We start from the raw sequence: 16,950 nt of genomic DNA on the forward strand, positions 1-16,950 counted from the left end.
AATGACAGTAGAATTTAAAAAATCTGAAATTTTAAAAGGGTTGGATACTCAATTCCGTGCCGAATTCAGTAAAGGCATTGCTCATATTCAACCGCAATACCCGAAATTAGCGATGACCGTGCCGTCTAACACCGCCACCAATACTTACGGCTTTATGCGTGCATTTCCACAACTTATTGAGTGGGTGGGAAAACGTACCATCAAAAATATGTCAGCCGTCGGTATGACACTCGAAAACAAAAAATACGAAGCGACCGTTGGCGTACCGCGTGAAGCGATTGAGGACGACCAACTTGGTTTGTTCCGCAATATGATGGCGCAAGCCGGACAATCGGCTGGCGAACTCCCCGATAGCTTATTGTTTAAGTTGTTATTAGCGGGTGAAAGTACATTGTGTTACGACGGACAAAACTATTTTGATACCGACCACCCGTATTACCAAGATGTGGACGGCACCAATCCAGGTACGGCACAAAGCAATATCACAACAGGGTCTGATACTGGTGCGAAATCGTGGTATGTGTTTGATACCAATAACGTGATTAAACCATTTATCTTCCAGGAGCGTACCAAACCTGAATTTGAGGGAAAGTTTGACCCGTCTAAGTCGGATACCGTGTTTATGGAAGATGTCTATCTTTGGGGTGTACGTTACCGTTGTAATGTTGGTTTTGGTTTTTGGCAACTTGCACACAAAGCCAAACAGCTTAATCTCACTGCCGAAAATGTAATGGCTATCCTCACTAAGATGACCACGCTGAAAGCAGACGGTGGTGCGTTTATTAACGTGCGTCCAACCACACTGGTTGTTCCACCAAGTCTTGAAAAAGCAGCATTAGACATTTGCAAAGCAGATGTCATTAATGGCACCACCAATGTGCTTAAAGGACGCTTAGAAGTAATGGTCTCACCGTACATTGTTGAATAAGGAGCAAGAAATGGCGAAGCGGACAAATAAAACAGCAGAGGTTGTTAATGATGAGGTAATGCAAGAGGGTATAACCGAAGAAAATACAATGAGCGACGTATCAACGGCAGACACGAATGTGGAAACCGAAAACGATACACCGGAAAACATCAACAGTAATATCTTTGAGCCGGTTGCAGTTGAAGTATTGCTACGTGCCAATCATCCGCAGGAGAGTTACGGACGCATTGGGCGTAGGTTTACCAAAGATGTGCCTGTTGTGATTGAGTTAAAAGACTTAAGCGGTGAAGAGGTCTTTGCACTTGAGCAAGATATTTGGCTTGAAACAAGGTATATCGGGTGATGATGATGTATGCCACAGCAGATGACTTTGTCTTACGCATTGGCGAGCAACAAGCAATTGAATTAACCGACCGTGACCGTACGGGCGAGATTAATCAGCAGGTGCTTGCGGTGGCATTAACGGACAGCAGTAGTCAGATTGATGGTTACTTACTCGGTCGTTATACCCTACCGTTAGCCAGTATTCCTGATAACTTAATCCGCATCTGCTGTGATATTGCTCGTTATCGTTTAGTGAGTATGTCGGAAGTGACAACAACCGATGAGATTATCGAGCGTTATAAGCTCTCACTCAAAGAGTTAGAGCAAATTGCGAGCGGTAAAATCTCACTTGGGATTGAATCTAACGATGTACAAGCGGAAGACAGCGTTGGCGTGATGTTTAGTAATCCAGGTAACAGGATATTTAGTCGTGATAACTCAAATTGAGCAAGCGTTAATTAATCGGCTAGCACGTGGGTTGGGAAAACTGACTTATCGGGTGGATAGCTATCACGGTGAGTTAGACGATGCCACGATTGATGTGCGTCGTTTACCAGCCGTGTTAGTGACATATGGTGGCTCACGCATTGAACGAGCTAGCGTTACCGCTAAAGGTCATCGTCACAAAAGTACCGATACCTTTGTTGTGATTGTGATGGTACGCTCGTTACGCAGCAATCAAGCCGCGCGACAAGGTGGCGTAGCGAAATTTGAGATCGGAGCAAATCAACTGGTTTATGCAGTGTTGCGATTATTGACCAATCAAACACTGGATAATTTAGTTGAGCCGATAAAGCCGGTTGCGGTGCGGACGCTCTTTAATCATATGGAATTGCAAAAAGAGCGGTTGACAGCGTATGCGGTGGAATTTGAGGTTTGTTACTCCATTCAGCCACCGCTCGAAGATGGCGAATATCCACAACCAACCGATGATCCAACGCACCCAGATTATCTGTTTAACGCTTATCACGGCGAATTAACGCCACCGCATTATCTTGAACGGATTACCGGCGTAATTACTGACCCCGAAGCAACAACAGGGTTTGATATTAAAACGGAGACAAAAAATGAAAGTAAAAGCTAAAAATGGCATTAAAGTGCCGAAAGAAAATAGCCCATTTAGCTATATCGAACAAGAGCCAGTCGAAATTGAACCAACGCTCTATTATCAACGACGCATTGCCGATGGCGATTTAATTGTGGTCACAGAAACCACTCGCACAACACGTAAAGAGGTGACAAATGGCTAAAATCGAATTTGATAATATTCCGACATCATTACGCAAACCGGGTGTTTACACCGAATATAACTCACGTAATGCCGTAACTACCCTACCAACAAATGAGTCAGAAGTGTTAATTATTGCACCAATGACCGCTGAGAGTGAAACGGCGTTTACCCTGCCGCAACGTATTTATTCTGACAAAGACGCAGAGGCGTTATTTGGTGCCGGCAGCTGGGCGCATTTAATGGCTCGTATTGCCATCCGTAATAACAATTTATTGAACTTATCAGTGATGGGCTTAAAAGACCATAGTGCCGGCGTGGCGGCAACCGCAACGCTGACATTTGCCGGTACGGTCACGATGAGCGGCGTGGTGACGGCAAAGATTGGTGGCGTAGATTATCAAGTCCGAGCGGATAAAACCGAAGCCGATACTGCAGTGGCAAATCGTTTAATGGCGGTGATTAACGGCACGGCAGACTGTCCAGTAACGGCAAAACTCAACGAAAAAGTGCTGACATTAACCGCGAAATGCAAAGGCGAAATCGGCAATGAATTGACATTAGCCACCAAAGTGACGGCGGACGGTTTGACCCTTACTGCTGCTACCTTTGAGAGTGGTGCAACTAACGCTGACCTTGCACCGGCATTGGCAAGTATTGCCGGAACGCATTATCACATTATTGTTTCACCGTTTACCGATGATAAAAATGCCAAAGCACTCAAGGAGCATTTGGTTAGTGTTGCCTCGCCAACGGAAGACAAGCCGGGCATTGGTGTGATGGGGTGGCGTGACACAATGGCAGCCGGCACCACATTTACCGAAAAACTCAACAGTGAACGTTTAACGGTCGGTTGGTACAAAGGTGCGATTGAGGCAAACGCACTGATTGCAGCAGGTTATGCGGCGATCATTGCAAAAGAAGAAGATCCGGCACGTCCACTGAATACGCTGGAAATTTTAGGTTTGACCGAAGTGGATGCGACCCAAACGCCGCTATTAACCGAGGTCAATCAAGCGTTATTTCACGGCTTAACTCCAATTACAGTCGTAAATCATACCGTGCAAATTATGCGTGCGTTAACCACCTATACTCGTAATCCGACCGGCGAAGACGACATTGCTTATCTGGATTTAACCACGATTCGCTCGCTTGATTATGTGCGTAAGTCGATTCAGCAACGTATCCGTCTGCGCTTCCCGCGTGAAAAATTACTCAAGCGAACCGAAATGGCGGTACGCTCTGAAATTTTAGATGTATTGCGTTTGCTTGAGGAGTTGGAGGTGGTGGAAAACGTCCAACAAAACAAAGATAAATTATTGGTGCAACGCAATGGACAAGATCCAAATCGTTTAGATACGGTTATTCCATCTGATGTGGTCAACGGATTACACGTAGTGGCGAACCGTATCGACTTAATCTTATAAGCGAGGTGAGGAATGGAAAAATATGCTGGTAGTGCCGTGCTGGAAGTGGACGGCAAGGAAATTGAAATTGTTGATTTGACGGTCACTAAAAATACCGGTCGCAAACTGGTCAAAGCAATGAACTCAAAAGGGCGAGCAAGAGGTTACGCTCAAGGTATTGCAACGTGGGAGTTGTCATTGACTGCGGTAAATCCGCTTGACGATACATTAGGGATTGATTGGTGGAAAATTGATAACGCTAAAGTCACAGTGTATCCGATCGGACATAATGATCAGCGTGTTACTTACGTGGAGTGTTTTGTTACCGAAGTGGGCGAAAAATACACCGTGGATAACGAAGAGGTGATTGATATTAAGATGAATGCACTTGATGAGGTCAAAGAATAATGGCGAGATTATTGATTGGTGTTAGTTACCAAAACAAAATTTACCATCAATTTGAGATTTTCCCGTTGACACTGGCTGGTGAGTGCCAAGCAATGGAAGTTATCGAAAATTTAGGTTTGCACGAGGTTGATACGCTTACCTATCAACAACAACGTCTGGTTGAGTTGGCTTACCTTGCCCAACAAATCACGATAGACGGTATCCCTCGTGATCTCTTAACACCGGAATTTTTGTTTAATGCACTCAGTACCGATGACTATGTGTTGATTAATGAAAAAATTTCCGAAATGCGAAAAAAGCGTATCGACGCTGGGGAAAACCAAGCGAACAACAGCGACGGCTAAAGCGACGCTATCTGTTACGTGATGCGGTAAAAAATTATCAACGTATTACTGTGCTACTTGCCAAAATCGGCTTTACCGCCGCACAAGTGGCACAAATGAGTGCGATTGAAGCGCAAAGTTGGTTAGCTGTTTATTTGGAAAGTCAAGGGATTAAACCAGCAACGCAAGACGGCAATACAACACATTACATTATTCAACGTAAAAAGAGGGCGTAAGCCCTTTTTTTATAGGATTTAAACGACGTTTAAAAAGGGTTTAAAAAATGGCAAATATGAAGCTCGGCATTGAGATTACCGCTCAAGATAACGCCAGTAAAGTCGTCAAGACGGTCGGTGATAATGTGGCAAAAACAACTAAAGCCACAGAACAGCAGACCGTGAAATCAGGCAAAAAGATGGAGGACAGCTATCTTAAAGCCGCGAGGACATTTGAGCAAAGCTATAACAAACGCAAGCAAGCCTACCGCACGATGGAGTCATATGGATTACGCTCAGAACGGGCGATACAAGCTGAAATCAACCGTACGCGAGAATCTTATAACCGGTTACGTAATAGTGGCGTGATGTCAAGTCGTGAGCTTGCCAGAGCCACTGAAGCACATCGCCGCAAAATTGCAGAGTTAAATGCCGAAATGGGTAAAACCTCATTCGGACAAAAAATGGGGGCTGTGGGCGGAGCGATGATGCAAGTCGGGGCAGGTGTCATGGCAGGGGCGATGGTAATGCGAGAACCGGTACAAAAAGCAATGACTTATGACCGTCAATTAGCCATGACAGCTAATACGGCATTTTCGGACCGCGATGTTGCCGGCAGAATTGCGGGAAAAAAAGAACTCCATGCTGCAGTGAAACAAGCTGTTGAAACAGGCGGTGGCACAAAAGAAGAGGCATTAGGAGCACTAGATACATTGCTAGCCTCTGGGGCAGTAAAAACAGATACTGCAATGGCGCTATTACCGACATTACAAAAAGCGGCAGTGGCAACGGGTGCAAGCACAGATGATATTGCCAAGATTATGATTTCATCCATGCAGCAAATGGGTATCAGTGAAGATCAGATTGGCGCAGTGTTGGATAAAGCCGTAGCCGCAGGACAAGCTGGAAACTTTGAGTTAGCCGATATGGCACGTTGGCTACCACAGCAAATGGCAGCAGCAAAAGCGGCAGGCTTAAGTGGTATGTCAGGGTTTGAAGCGTTATTAGTCGCTAATCAACAAGCACGTGTTACAGCAGGCACATCGGATGAAGCAGGAAATAATCTTGTTAATTTGCTCGCAAAAATCACATCGAAAGAAACGAACGACCGGTTTAAAAACTTGGATTATGTTGATCCAAAGACAGGTAAGAAAGTCGGCATTGATTTTGTCGGCTCAATGGCAAACTACAAAAAATCAGGCATGAACTCACTAGAAGCCTTTAGTCAAATTATTAATGATGTAGTTGGCAATGATAAACAATATCAAGCCTTACAAGCAAAATTAAAAACCGCTAAAAAAGAAGACCAACACCGAATTTTAGACGAAATGGCAAAGTTGGTTGAAGGTACAGCAATCGGGCAAGTTATCTCTGACCGCCAAGCACTGATGGCATTAATCGGTATTCGAAATAACGCCGAGCTTGGCAAAGAAGTACAACAGCAAATTAGCAATGCACAAGGTGCAGTTAATACATCACACAAGGTAGTTGCTGATACCGCAGATTACAAAGTCAATGATTTAAAAAATACACAAGAGTTTGCACAGTTAAATAATTTAAGTGGCTTTAATACAACACTCGGCGAAGTGTCACAAACATTAAGTAAATATGGCAAAAAGTACCCGGAATTAACTAATTTTGTTGTTGGGGCGACGGATGCAGTGAAGGCTTTTGGTATGGCATTAGGAGCTATTTCACTATTAGATTTATTTAAGAAAAAAGGTGGTGGAATAGAGAGTATATTTCGTCGTACCACTACAACAGTAGGTACTGCAACTACGGCTGGTGCAGCAACTACTGTGGGTACTACATTAAGTCGAGCTGGTACAGGGTTACTCTCAAAAGCCAAAGGAGTGGTTAGCGTGCCGACGTTAGCACTCACCGGACTTGCCATTGGTGCAGAAAATGCGACAAGTTATTTTGCGCAAAAAGAAGCCAAAGATGAGCAACAAGCTGACAGCAAAAAGCAATTTTATCAAGCATTAAGCCAACAAACAGCGCCGAAAACCAATTATTGGGCAGGTTATCAACCACCTACCACGACGACTGCACAATCCCCAAAAACACAAAATGCGATGGCATTAGCCTATGGCGGGGCAACAATGGCGTTTGATAATGAGGTGGCAGCAGAACGCGTAAAACAAGGCACACTTAGTGAAGCAGACTATCAAGCAAGAGTGAATCGTAATGCGAGCAGGATGGAGCGATGGCGAAATGCCGCGACGAATACACCATATCAGGGATTGAAAAATATTGATATGACGAATGCCGGTAATCCATTGCAACAAGCCAAACGCAGTAATCAAACAGACAAGATTGATTTAGTCGGTGAAATACAATCAATGGGGCAAACGTTGTCAGAGACACTTAAACGGATATTAGATAATCAAAGTTATACGCTTAAAAATCTGATTACGGTTGAGCTAGATGGACGGCAAATCGCCGAAGCGGTCTCAGAAAAACAATATCAACATTTTGTGAGGGGGTAAGTAATAATGGGTTGGACTGTACCAATTCGTCAAGCGAGTTTTCGCGGTGTGAAATTTGATGTGATTACGGTGGATGATAGCTTTGACCGAGATACTGTTGAGCATGCTTATCCTTATGTCAATGGTGCGGACATTGAAGACTTAGGGCTCACACCACGTACGGTTACGTTTGAAGCTATCTTTAATGGACCAGGGTATTTAACCGATGTCAAACGGCTACTTGCTGCATTACAAAAACCAGGAGCCGATACACTAACGCATCCGATTTTTGGGCGAATGCAAAATATGCTTTGTCGCTCAATGTCGTTACGCCACGATGCTGATTATATTAATTATGCGTCTGTGGATTTAACGTTTGTCGAGACGACACCCGCAAAGCCAATATTTTTATTTGAGTTTTCGATTTTTGGGAAAATCGACGAGCTGTTGTCTATGTTAGAGGACTTTGTTGATGACATTTTTGATTTTTATGCTGCAATGATGGAGGTCATGAGCTTTGCTTTTAATGTTAAAGACCGATTACTCGGTGCGTGGGGTGGTATCTACTCGATTGTTGACTCGGTGAGTCAGTTAATTGATGAGGCAAGTTTTGACTTGCCTGCACTGGTGACAGCAACAACATTTAAGGCTGATGCGTCGAAAGCAGTTAAACAGCTTGCTAATGCACTCGATAAAGCCATCAAAGCACAAGCTAATATGCAAGACGATGAGGAGACCACAGCACAAACATCAAAATCAACAGGCTTGTTGTATAACCAAAATCGTTTTAATGACGCCTTGCTATTAGTGCGTCAATTACAACAAATTGCCGATGACGTGGTTACGAGCAAAAATGACAGTTACTCACGTGAGCAAACACGCATTAAATCGCGCGTGACGACATTGCGCAAAGAGGATGTCAAAGAGATGGCGTGTGCGATTAAACTCCTTAGTACCACAACGCTTGCTCACTTGACGGCACAACTCATTGCCGACGAAGTGGAGAATTTATTACCGTCAGAAATTGAGACAATGACAACAACAGTCAGAGAGTTAATCCAGGATTGTATTACGGCTGTCCGTGCATTACAAATTGAGCAACAAACGTATCAAAATCGTGGTGAGATGGAGACTGCACGTTATACCAGTGCTTATCGTGTGATTGAGAAATTACGTCAGATTGCACAGAATATTACTGTATTAGCGGTTAATGCCATTAATCAAAAACCACCAATGATTATTAGAGAAGCACCAATTGCGGGTACATTACAACAAATCGCTCATGCATTTTATCAAGATTATACCCGTACAGATGAGCTATTGCGTCTTAATCCGCAAATTATTAATCCAAACTTTATTGAAAAAGGGGCATTAATTAATGGCTACACAGTATAACTATCCGTACGACAACGAAATTGCGGTAGAGATTGATAGTAAGACACACAAAAACTGGAAAAGTTATGAGATTGACAGTGATTTTTTAATCCCTGCTGATGCGTTTAGTTTTGAGATTGGTACGCCTGCAAACCATACAGTATTGCCTGATTTGTCAGGAAAAGACGTGCGTGTGCTAATTAATGGGCAAGTGGTTCTCACTGGAATTGTCGATGCAACACAACATCAAATCAGTAAAAATAGCCGTACGTTTAGTTTAAATGGGCGAGATAGAGCATCTATTTTAGTCGATTGCTCTGCACCGACCACAAATGTGAAAGGATTGACGGTATTGGACGCCATAAAAAAAATTGTGCAACCGCTGGGGATTAAAAAGATTGAGTTGCGAGCAAAAGACAATAACCCCGTGATTGATAAAATTGATATTGAGCCGAGCGAGACAGCATGGAGTGCGGCTTTGCGGTGTGCAAACTTTGCAGGATTACATCTTTGGTTTGATCCAAATGGTATATTAATCGTAGGCGGTCCAGATTATCGTAGTCCACCTGTCGCAACATTATGCTGTCAAAAAAATGGTGTGCGTAATAATTTTGAGCAAGCCCAACTTACCTATGATATTTCACAATCATTTAGCGAAGTTACGTTTTTAGCCCAAAAACATGGACGTAGCCATGATGATAATAAAAACAATCTCAAATGGGTGTGGCAAGATAAAAGCGTCAAATTTTATCGTCCAAAAACCGTCGTGATACACGACGCAGAAGACTTAGAGTCATTAAAAAAACACGCTAAAAAATACCTTTCAGATGCCGCACTTAATGCATTTACGCTGACAATTATTGTCCCTGACCACAAAACCGAAAGTGGTGTGTTGTGGCAACCAGGACAACGCGTCCACGTTATTTGCGAAGAATACGATATTGATGCAATTTTTTTTGTGATGGGACGACGTTTTACGCTCTCACGCTCACAAGGGACACAAACCGAACTACGACTAAAACAAGATGGTATCTGGATACCCGATGCGTTCCGTGAACACTCAAAACGTGCGCGAAAACGCAAGGGCAAGAAAGCCAAAGAACTGATTGCATTAGGACCAAAATCATGAGACAGATAAGACAGCAGATTGGACAGATGATTGATAATGCTGGTAATGCGATTCGGCATGTGTTTCGTGGCAAAATCAATCTCACAAAGTCCGCAGACAAAATCCAAAAAGTGCAGATCTCGGCATTAGCGGATGAAACGTTACAAGATGTCGAGTTAATGCAGCACTTCGGCTTTACCTCACATCCACCCGCCAGCACGGAAGCGTTGATAATTCCGATTGGCGGAAAAACCTCGCATAGCGTAGTCGTGGCAACCGAAAATGGGCAATACCGAATTAAAGCCTTAAAAAGCGGCGAAGTTGCTATCTATGATCAAAGTGGCTCATCGATTGTGTTAAAACAGGGTAAAGTGATTGATATTAACTGTACAACCCTTAATATCACTGCGCCGACGATTAATATTAAAGGCGATATCACACAAAAAGGCTCTATCACAAATAACGGCGATGTGACTGCAAGTGGCGTGTCATTGGTCGGTCATACTCACACGGGTGACAGTGGCGGTACAACCAGTACACCAAATTAATCAACCAACCTTTCTTAAAAGCGTGGTGCTGAACTCTAGCACCACGTTTTTTTTTGCCTGCTCTCTATCATCAACAATATGGACAGAGAGATCAGCCCGCTTACCGGGGACTACACATTATCACAGACAGATACACTGCAAAATGCTGTGTATATCAGACTTACAACTCCACTAGGCTCGTGGTGGGCAGATGGGCGTGTAGGCTCCCTGCTCCATTTAATTCAGCGGGAGAAAGATAAGGAACGCGTTGGTTTACTCGCTCAACAATATGCCGAAGAAGCCTTGCAGCCGTTATTGGATGATGGGCGAGCAAAATCAATAACCGTTGATTATCAGCAGCCACATAACGGCACATTACAGCTATTAATTAGTGTGATTGATGCACGCGGCAAAACATTTGAGTTTAAACACCCTGTAAAAGTCATTTAACTGAGATTTAAAGGATATTTAAATGTATTTCGTACCGACACTGGAAGAAATCAGAGAGCAGATATTACGTGACTATCAAAGTATCAATCCAACGATTGATATTAGTGTTGATTCGGACACATTTGCCCGCGCAAGTAGTTTAGCCGCTGTTGCAGAAGGCTTATACGCACATCAAAAATGGCTTATCAAACAATTTTTTCCCGATTCGTCCGATACCGAATATCTTGAAAAACATGCAGGTTTGCGCGGATTACGCCGTAAAAATGCGACTTATGCCGACGGACAAGCAACAGTAACAGGATTGAGCGGTGCTGTCATTGCGGAAGCGATGCAGATTAAAACGGATGATAACCGTTTTTACCAGACAACTCAAGCTGTCACGATTGGTGGGTCGGGTACAGCGGTAGTCAATATTAAATCGTTAGCGATGGGTAGCCAACAAAATGTAAATAAAGCAACTGCAGCGAGCTTTATGTCTGCGCCGACAGGTGTTCAGTCTGATGTTGTGATTACCAAGGTAACCGGTGGCACAGCCGCAGAAACGGATGCGTCATTACTTGCACGCCTACTTGAATTAATCCGTCGTCCACCAGCGGGTGGCAATAAATACGACTATAAAAACTGGGCGTTGGAAGTGGACGGTGTAGATGCTGCTTATGTCTATCCTCTGCGACGTGGATTGGGGACGGTGGATATTGCGATTACAAGCAATAACGCATTGCCAAGTGATGACACGATTACCCGTTGTCAGCATTATATTGATAATGTGCGTCCGGTAACGGCAGTAGAGTCAAAAGTGGTTAAACCTGATGTTACGCAAATTAATTTTGACATCAAAGTCAAAATTAAGGGACTGACTTTACCGGCAATTACTGCAGCAATTAACAGTGGATTAACTGCTTATTTTGATACCTTGCGACCGGGCGATGACTTAATCGTGTCGCAGCTTGAAGCGATTGTAAGTGATATTGTCGGCGTGGTTGACCGCCGGTTTACTACACCGACAGAAAATCGAAAAGCGGATGTCATTAATAAAATTGAGTGGTTTCGACTCGGCAATGTAACGGTTACGGAGTTACGCGATGAGTAAGTACCAATCCGTATTAGCCAATCTCTACCCGCCAGTAAGCTACAACATCAATGGTGAGCAATTTACTGCACAATGTGCCGTAGATGGGCAAGCATTTGACCGATTACAAGCAAGTGCCGAAGCAATTCTCAAAGTCATCGAGCCGGCGACCTCTAATGAGTTATTAGCAGATTGGGAGCGATTGTGCGGTATTACAACAGACGTCTCAAAGACTTACAGCGAGCGTGTTAAACGCGTCATTATCCAGCTTAACGCATTAGGTGGCTTATCAATTCCGTACTTTTTGCAGCTTGCAGAAAGCATTGGTTACACAATCCAAATCAAAGAGTTTTCGCCGTTAAAAAATGACCTCCCAAATATTGGCGATACCACGCTTTGGGTAGACCAGCCCAAAGAACGCCTAATTTTTATGTGGCGTGTCACGGTGATTAATGGTGATGATAACATTATTTATTTTCGCGCGGGACAATCGTTAGCAGGCGACCGTTTGGTCGATTTCGGAGACCCAATTATTGAAGAGTTTTTTGAAGATTTAAAACCTGCTCACACTTACTGCTACTTTGCATATCAATAATTTAGGAGAGAGAGTTAATGAAAGATTTAATGCCAACAATTGGCTCAGTAGACAATTGTTTCCACGACGGCAATCCTGCTACGGGCGAGCAAGGCACGCGTGTTACCGCACAATTTTTAAATGACGTGCAAGATCACTTGCGAGATGTAGAAGCAGAGCTAAAATATGTATTGTCTAAAGCGGGACTTAATCCTAATGATGCTAAAACAACACAGGTCTATGATGCCATCATTGCGATTATTAACGCTAACCGTCGTAGTGCAAGCACAACAAGCAAAGGTGAGGTGCAGCTCACTGATAGTATTAATATGGCATCCGGCGTGTTTGGTGCGAGTGCTCTTGCAGCTAAAACCGCATACGACAAAGGAGTGCAAGCACTCAATGCTGCAAACGGTAAATTGGCAGCTACTGGGCTTGTTACTAGTACAACCGCAACAGGCACATCTAATACTGTAACATCAAATAACAACACATACTTAAATATTGTCGAAAAAAGAGGATCTAGTTCAAATGCTGTCGGCTCATCCAAGAAAGTGACTGGTTCCGGGCTGGTTGATGTATATAGTGATGCAAGTGGTGTATTAATAATTCGTGGCAGTCAAGATGTTAAGAAATTAGACAAATTGGGCGACCAGGAATTAAAGGGTAAATTAACAGTAGATGACATATTGCTTGCAGCTAACAAAAATCAATCGTTATCTAAAATCATTAATGCAATAAATAAACTGTTTGCTGGTGACAGAGATGCGTTCAAGGGCATTGTTAACGGCTGGGGAACATCAGGGACAACGCCACTCGGCATAAGCTATGATTTCACCAACCAAAATGCGTGGTGGATTAAGTTTGGAGCCCTGTTCGGAGGGCTAATTATCCAAGGGGGATTATTTGGCATAGCACCTAATACATATGGGACTATTGTTAAAATTCCAATCATTGTCAAAAAAACTCTTTTTGCCATAAATGCACAAGCTGAAGGAAATACAGAGTCAGCAATCCAAACATTTTCTACTTGGCATATAGGTGGAGCAGATAACAAAACTGCAATACACTTTTTAATTAACAGATTGCTGCCATACCAAGACATGATGGAGTGGATAGCCATTTGTATTGCTTAAATACCAAAAGCAATCCACCTTAACGGTCCGTAATATATTGAGGTCATATTCATCCACGGCGAGTTGATTATAAATATAGTTTTATCAGTATAACGGATAAATGCACCATTGTCAGAGTCAGCACTACCGCCAGCAATAATACCAGCTGTAGATGATAAGATTGGTGTTAAACTATTTTTGCTAAAGTTTATTGGGTACTTAATACTAATCTCTGCGTTATTGCTAAGTGAAAATGAGGTAACATTTCCCCTTGGCTCACACCGCAATTATTAAAAAATAAACATTATTACCTGACGTTATACCAGCATAATTTAGTCTGTTATTTGTTACACTTGATAATAAAGTATCTACGGTTCCGCCTGTTTTATTGCCAGCTTCTGACGGCGCCACAAAAAGTATGTCAGCGACAACGACTGGATACGTAATAATCCCGTTTTCCGTTGCTTCTCTCAAAAATACCCCTTGGCTAGGAATAAGCAATAACAATCCATTGCTGAGTATCTCTTGATATATAGTTTGTCAAAAATTCTATTTCTGTTTTGTTATTAGCACCTGATTGATGCCAGGCATAATGCAAGCTCGGAGCTTCTTCTGCTACTCCCTCAATCTGTGCATTTGTCGCAAATATAATTTTATTAACATTAATCGGTAATTTAACGATAAATTTTTTTGCATTAAATACGTCGAAAAATCCCCCTTGGATAACAATCTTAATGACTAAACTGTACTTTTTGCCCGTTTTTGTAGTCTATAACACACAAATAACAATCGCTTTAAACAGCGATTTGGTCACGGTTTAAAGCGATTTAAACGCGTGTTAAAAACACGATTAACTACGCTATTTGAGTAGATTTATCACTTTTCTCAAGTGTATCAATGTCTTATGTGTGTAAACACTATCTCCGACATTGCTAGAGGCGTGTCCCAGCAATCTGTCGCGTGCAACTTTGTTGGCACCGGCAGCATCAAGCAGCGTTGCTACGGTATGCCGGCAGTCGTGCGTGGTATGTTTTGCTCGGATTGCTAGCATTGCTTTTGCAAATTGTGTAGCTGCTTTAGCATAAGTTAGGGGTTGGTTGTTATCATCAACAAATAGGTATTTATGTTTTTTCTCAAGCCGTCGCTCAACAATCGGTAAAATGCGTGGATGGATTGGGATAATGCGGATGCCGGCTTTGGTTTTTGAGGTGGTGATATTAAAGTATTTTTGCTTTAGATTAATCTCACTACGTTGTAGTTGCAACAGCTCTCCGACTCGCATCCCACTATAAAGTAAGATTAATGCTAAATCAGTGTCTGTTGTTTGGCATTGCCATAGCTTATTGATTTGTTGTCGCGTAAAAATTTTATGTGGATGGACAGGTGTGTTTTTCCCCATTTGCAAATATTGCCCATAACTCTTATCTGTCCATTCATTGATTATTGCGTGAGCAAATAGCTGATTTATCAATGACCGCACTTTTTTAAGACTAGCGTACGACAAGCCTTTTTCTTTCATCGCATCCAGTACGCTTTGCAAATGACGATATTTAATTTTGTGGATCGGCATAGAGATGATTGACGACAAATGATTGTAGCTATTGCGATAACTTTCTGCCGTTGACGGCGACACTTGTCTGGCGTGGATTGGGTACCAAAGCTGATAGACTTTCGCCAGTGTTATGCTGGGTTCCGGCTTATCTTGCTGATTATGGTTGGCAAGTGCGGTTAATGCCTCCTCTTTTGTTTCGTAATAGCCAATCACACTGTAAATTTGTTTGCCACTATCAGTGTAACCGACCGTTTTTCGGGCAATATATGGGCGACGCCGCACGCCACTAAGTTTAAATACTGAGCCGTAGCCGTTTGGTAGTCTCATATCTCCTCCTTAGTTCTTAGTTAATGCTGAAATGCGTAATCATTATGAGTATTACAGGATTGATACACTATTAAATTAAGTGGAGGGGAGATATGGAATATTTGATTATTATTGATAAATCAACAGGCAGACGAGAGACATCATACCCACTAACTAATGAATCGTTCGAGCAGCTTTGCGAGTTGGCAAGGCAGAGTGGTTATGATGATAAGTTTTTGTATCTGCATGATATAAGTGGTGGATTACAGGCACAGCTGGCAAATCAAAACACATACTGGCTCAACAATAGGATTGAGATTAAGCCATCATCATTACACGACTGGAACGGTACAAAGTGGGTGCTTAATCAGCAACGACAAGCTGAATTAGCTAACGCAACACGTCAGCAACTTATTAATGATATTGATAACACAGCAGCACAATATCTCGAAAAGTGGACTCGCTTTACAAGCGAGTATGAAGGACGCGAATCGGCTGCATTAGCTTATCAATCAGCAGATTATCAAGGTGAGGTAAGTGTTTTTATTACTGGATTTGCTCAAGCAGCAGGCTTGGATTTACGTACTGCGACCGAGCTAATCCTCAAGCAGGCGGTGCAGTTACGGACTACGCTGGAGCAGATGAGTGTGTTGCGAATGCGTAAGTATGAGTTAAAACAGCCAAATTTAACGTTAGACGAGATGCAAAAAATTCACGATGACATCATTGCACAAATGCAAGCATTAGCGGAGGCACAACAATGAGTCAGGTATATCTAGCCTTATACAAGGGCAAGCGTGATGGGCATAGCCTGTATAGCTATTGGTGCAGACTTAGCGATTGGTTAATCCGTAAATTTACGCGCGGCAGATATAGCCACTGCGAAATTGCGGTTAAAAAAGAGACTAATTTTACCGACCGCTATGATTGTGATGTTTATTACGAGTGCTATTCTTCATCAGTCCGTGACGGTGGTGTACGTAAAAAAGTCATTAATTTAGATGATGGAAAATGGGATTTGATTCCGCTTTCGGGTGTATCTGAATCTCAAATTGTCTATTTTTATCAGCTTACTAAAGGGCGTAAATATGACTGGTGGGGCGCGTTAGGATTGATTTTTTTAATTCCAGAACGTCGTGATAAATACTTCTGCAGTGAGTGGTGTGCGAGGGCGATTAACTACAGTTGTGAAGGTTGGCGGTTTTCTCCGAACCATTTAGCGGCAATTTTTAAAAGGAGTGAATGATGAAAAAATATACTGCGGGGGGGGGTATGTAGCAATCCATTAAAACGGCAGGACAGGTTTATCGACATTAAGCCTGTCCCCGATTAACGCAGAACAAGGCTGCATAACCGTTGCCGTCTACCTAGCCAGGCAGGCGGATTATAGCAAAAAATCTGTCTAGGAATCGTGTTATGCAAAATAAAATGCAAGAAATGCGTTGCAAGTGCTGTAAAAAGCTACTAGCACGCGCAAAAGATAGTCAATATTTAGAGATTAAATGTACTCGTTGCAAAACGTTAAATGTATTTAATCGTAACAAACATTAATCAACTTTGAGTGTCGGAGCGTCC

22 protein-coding genes are annotated in these 16,950 nt (G+C 42.8%); 20 read left to right on the plus strand and 2 right to left on the minus strand.

Annotated elements, in window-relative coordinates:
* Position 1 precedes the first annotated feature (1 nt).
* The 17 genes from ACXPAV_RS11475 to ACXPAV_RS11555 all read left to right on the plus strand — a co-directional run bounded on the left by ACXPAV_RS11475 (position 2) and on the right by ACXPAV_RS11555 (position 13,538).
* Positions 2–928, plus strand: coding sequence for a Mu-like prophage major head subunit gpT family protein (locus ACXPAV_RS11475; RefSeq protein ID WP_458003546.1), 927 nt, complete (start codon positions 2–4; stop codon positions 926–928).
* Positions 929–938: 10 nt separating this feature from the next.
* Positions 939–1,271, plus strand: coding sequence for a hypothetical protein (locus ACXPAV_RS11480; protein ID WP_458003547.1), 333 nt, complete (start codon positions 939–941; stop codon positions 1,269–1,271).
* A gap of 2 nt (positions 1,272–1,273) precedes the next feature.
* Complete coding sequence (locus tag ACXPAV_RS11485; RefSeq protein WP_458004432.1) at positions 1,274–1,699, plus strand: gp436 family protein; 426 nt, start codon at positions 1,274–1,276, stop codon at positions 1,697–1,699.
* A complete protein-coding gene (locus ACXPAV_RS11490; protein ID WP_458003548.1) occupies positions 1,683–2,336 on the plus strand; it encodes a phage protein Gp37 in 654 nt (217 codons plus the stop codon). Before ACXPAV_RS11485 ends, ACXPAV_RS11490 begins: the two co-directional genes overlap by 17 nt.
* A complete protein-coding gene (locus ACXPAV_RS11495) occupies positions 2,320–2,502 on the plus strand; it encodes a DUF2635 domain-containing protein (RefSeq protein ID WP_458003549.1) in 183 nt (60 codons plus the stop codon). The genes ACXPAV_RS11490 and ACXPAV_RS11495 overlap by 17 nt, the downstream gene beginning before the upstream one ends.
* Positions 2,495–3,907, plus strand: a complete 1,413-nt coding sequence (locus ACXPAV_RS11500; protein ID WP_458003550.1) for a phage tail sheath subtilisin-like domain-containing protein — start codon at positions 2,495–2,497, stop codon at positions 3,905–3,907. Before ACXPAV_RS11495 ends, ACXPAV_RS11500 begins: the two co-directional genes overlap by 8 nt.
* Before the next feature lie 12 nt (positions 3,908–3,919).
* Positions 3,920–4,294 (plus strand): phage tail protein, encoded by a 375-nt coding sequence (locus ACXPAV_RS11505; RefSeq protein ID WP_458003551.1) that lies wholly within the window; start codon positions 3,920–3,922, stop codon positions 4,292–4,294.
* Complete coding sequence (locus ACXPAV_RS11510) at positions 4,294–4,638, plus strand: hypothetical protein (RefSeq protein WP_458003552.1); 345 nt, start codon at positions 4,294–4,296, stop codon at positions 4,636–4,638. The genes ACXPAV_RS11505 and ACXPAV_RS11510 overlap by 1 nt, the downstream gene beginning before the upstream one ends.
* A 50-nt stretch (positions 4,639–4,688) precedes the next feature.
* Complete coding sequence (locus tag ACXPAV_RS11515; protein ID WP_458003553.1) at positions 4,689–4,853, plus strand: hypothetical protein; 165 nt, start codon at positions 4,689–4,691, stop codon at positions 4,851–4,853.
* Positions 4,854–4,900: 47 nt separating this feature from the next.
* Entirely contained in the window at positions 4,901–7,321 is a 2,421-nt protein-coding gene (locus ACXPAV_RS11520) for a phage tail tape measure protein (protein WP_458003554.1), read from the plus strand.
* A gap of 6 nt (positions 7,322–7,327) precedes the next feature.
* Entirely contained in the window at positions 7,328–8,695 is a 1,368-nt protein-coding gene (locus ACXPAV_RS11525; protein ID WP_458003555.1) for a DNA circularization protein, read from the plus strand.
* Positions 8,679–9,803, plus strand: a complete 1,125-nt coding sequence (locus ACXPAV_RS11530; RefSeq protein WP_458003556.1) for a phage baseplate assembly protein — start codon at positions 8,679–8,681, stop codon at positions 9,801–9,803. Before ACXPAV_RS11525 ends, ACXPAV_RS11530 begins: the two co-directional genes overlap by 17 nt.
* On the plus strand, positions 9,800–10,330 hold the full coding sequence (locus ACXPAV_RS11535; protein ID WP_458003557.1) for a phage baseplate assembly protein V: 531 nt from the start codon (positions 9,800–9,802) through the stop codon (positions 10,328–10,330). Before ACXPAV_RS11530 ends, ACXPAV_RS11535 begins: the two co-directional genes overlap by 4 nt.
* Positions 10,331–10,408: 78 nt before the next feature.
* Complete coding sequence (locus tag ACXPAV_RS11540) at positions 10,409–10,759, plus strand: phage GP46 family protein (protein WP_416107046.1); 351 nt, start codon at positions 10,409–10,411, stop codon at positions 10,757–10,759.
* Positions 10,760–10,781: 22 nt separating this feature from the next.
* Entirely contained in the window at positions 10,782–11,849 is a 1,068-nt protein-coding gene (locus tag ACXPAV_RS11545; RefSeq protein WP_458003558.1) for a baseplate J/gp47 family protein, read from the plus strand.
* On the plus strand, positions 11,842–12,423 hold the full coding sequence (locus tag ACXPAV_RS11550) for a YmfQ family protein (RefSeq protein WP_458003559.1): 582 nt from the start codon (positions 11,842–11,844) through the stop codon (positions 12,421–12,423). Before ACXPAV_RS11545 ends, ACXPAV_RS11550 begins: the two co-directional genes overlap by 8 nt.
* Positions 12,424–12,440: 17 nt before the next feature.
* The gene (locus ACXPAV_RS11555; RefSeq protein ID WP_458003560.1) at positions 12,441–13,538 is read left to right on the plus strand and encodes a phage tail protein; all 1,098 of its coding nucleotides are present in this window, start codon (positions 12,441–12,443) and stop codon (positions 13,536–13,538) included.
* Positions 13,539–13,793: 255 nt separating this feature from the next.
* Here the strand turns inward: ACXPAV_RS11555 and ACXPAV_RS11560 are convergent, their stop codons facing one another.
* The gene (locus ACXPAV_RS11560) at positions 13,794–13,991 is read right to left on the minus strand and encodes a hypothetical protein (protein WP_458003561.1); all 198 of its coding nucleotides are present in this window, start codon (positions 13,989–13,991) and stop codon (positions 13,794–13,796) included.
* A 385-nt stretch (positions 13,992–14,376) separates the two neighbouring features.
* Positions 14,377–15,396, minus strand: coding sequence for a tyrosine-type recombinase/integrase (locus ACXPAV_RS11565; RefSeq protein WP_458003562.1), 1,020 nt, complete (start codon positions 15,394–15,396; stop codon positions 14,377–14,379).
* A 92-nt stretch (positions 15,397–15,488) separates the two neighbouring features.
* Here ACXPAV_RS11565 and ACXPAV_RS11570 point away from each other — a divergent pair, with 92 nt between their 5' ends.
* From ACXPAV_RS11570 to ACXPAV_RS11580, 3 genes are all read left to right on the plus strand, one after another.
* Positions 15,489–16,139, plus strand: a complete 651-nt coding sequence (locus ACXPAV_RS11570; protein WP_458003563.1) for a hypothetical protein — start codon at positions 15,489–15,491, stop codon at positions 16,137–16,139.
* Complete coding sequence (locus ACXPAV_RS11575; protein WP_458003564.1) at positions 16,136–16,621, plus strand: enoyl-CoA hydratase; 486 nt, start codon at positions 16,136–16,138, stop codon at positions 16,619–16,621. Before ACXPAV_RS11570 ends, ACXPAV_RS11575 begins: the two co-directional genes overlap by 4 nt.
* 191 nt (positions 16,622–16,812) lie before the next feature.
* Complete coding sequence (locus tag ACXPAV_RS11580) at positions 16,813–16,926, plus strand: Com family DNA-binding transcriptional regulator (protein WP_458004433.1); 114 nt, start codon at positions 16,813–16,815, stop codon at positions 16,924–16,926.
* Positions 16,927–16,950 lie beyond the last annotated feature (24 nt).

Source organism: Gallibacterium sp. ZY190522 (assembly GCF_054166015.1).

Excerpts from the sequence above, each read along its gene's own strand:
- ACXPAV_RS11475 (WP_458003546.1), top strand. The coding sequence starts at position 2 with ATGACAGTAGAATTTAAAAAATCTGAAATTTTAAAAGGGTTGGATACT.
- ACXPAV_RS11480 (WP_458003547.1), top strand. The coding sequence starts at position 939 with ATGGCGAAGCGGACAAATAAAACAGCAGAGGTTGTTAATGATGAGGTA.
- ACXPAV_RS11485 (WP_458004432.1), top strand. The coding sequence starts at position 1,274 with ATGATGTATGCCACAGCAGATGACTTTGTCTTACGCATTGGCGAGCAA.
- ACXPAV_RS11495 (WP_458003549.1), top strand. The coding sequence starts at position 2,320 with ATGAAAGTAAAAGCTAAAAATGGCATTAAAGTGCCGAAAGAAAATAGC.
- ACXPAV_RS11500 (WP_458003550.1), top strand. The coding sequence starts at position 2,495 with ATGGCTAAAATCGAATTTGATAATATTCCGACATCATTACGCAAACCG.
- ACXPAV_RS11505 (WP_458003551.1), top strand. The coding sequence starts at position 3,920 with ATGGAAAAATATGCTGGTAGTGCCGTGCTGGAAGTGGACGGCAAGGAA.
- ACXPAV_RS11510 (WP_458003552.1), top strand. The coding sequence starts at position 4,294 with ATGGCGAGATTATTGATTGGTGTTAGTTACCAAAACAAAATTTACCAT.
- ACXPAV_RS11520 (WP_458003554.1), top strand. The coding sequence starts at position 4,901 with ATGGCAAATATGAAGCTCGGCATTGAGATTACCGCTCAAGATAACGCC.
- ACXPAV_RS11525 (WP_458003555.1), top strand. The coding sequence starts at position 7,328 with ATGGGTTGGACTGTACCAATTCGTCAAGCGAGTTTTCGCGGTGTGAAA.
- ACXPAV_RS11530 (WP_458003556.1), top strand. The coding sequence starts at position 8,679 with ATGGCTACACAGTATAACTATCCGTACGACAACGAAATTGCGGTAGAG.
- ACXPAV_RS11535 (WP_458003557.1), top strand. The coding sequence starts at position 9,800 with ATGAGACAGATAAGACAGCAGATTGGACAGATGATTGATAATGCTGGT.
- ACXPAV_RS11540 (WP_416107046.1), top strand. The coding sequence starts at position 10,409 with ATGGACAGAGAGATCAGCCCGCTTACCGGGGACTACACATTATCACAG.
- ACXPAV_RS11545 (WP_458003558.1), top strand. The coding sequence starts at position 10,782 with ATGTATTTCGTACCGACACTGGAAGAAATCAGAGAGCAGATATTACGT.
- ACXPAV_RS11550 (WP_458003559.1), top strand. The coding sequence starts at position 11,842 with ATGAGTAAGTACCAATCCGTATTAGCCAATCTCTACCCGCCAGTAAGC.
- ACXPAV_RS11555 (WP_458003560.1), top strand. The coding sequence starts at position 12,441 with ATGAAAGATTTAATGCCAACAATTGGCTCAGTAGACAATTGTTTCCAC.
- ACXPAV_RS11565 (WP_458003562.1), bottom strand. The coding sequence starts at position 15,396 with ATGAGACTACCAAACGGCTACGGCTCAGTATTTAAACTTAGTGGCGTG.
- ACXPAV_RS11570 (WP_458003563.1), top strand. The coding sequence starts at position 15,489 with ATGGAATATTTGATTATTATTGATAAATCAACAGGCAGACGAGAGACA.
- ACXPAV_RS11575 (WP_458003564.1), top strand. The coding sequence starts at position 16,136 with ATGAGTCAGGTATATCTAGCCTTATACAAGGGCAAGCGTGATGGGCAT.
- ACXPAV_RS11580 (WP_458004433.1), top strand. The coding sequence starts at position 16,813 with ATGCGTTGCAAGTGCTGTAAAAAGCTACTAGCACGCGCAAAAGATAGT.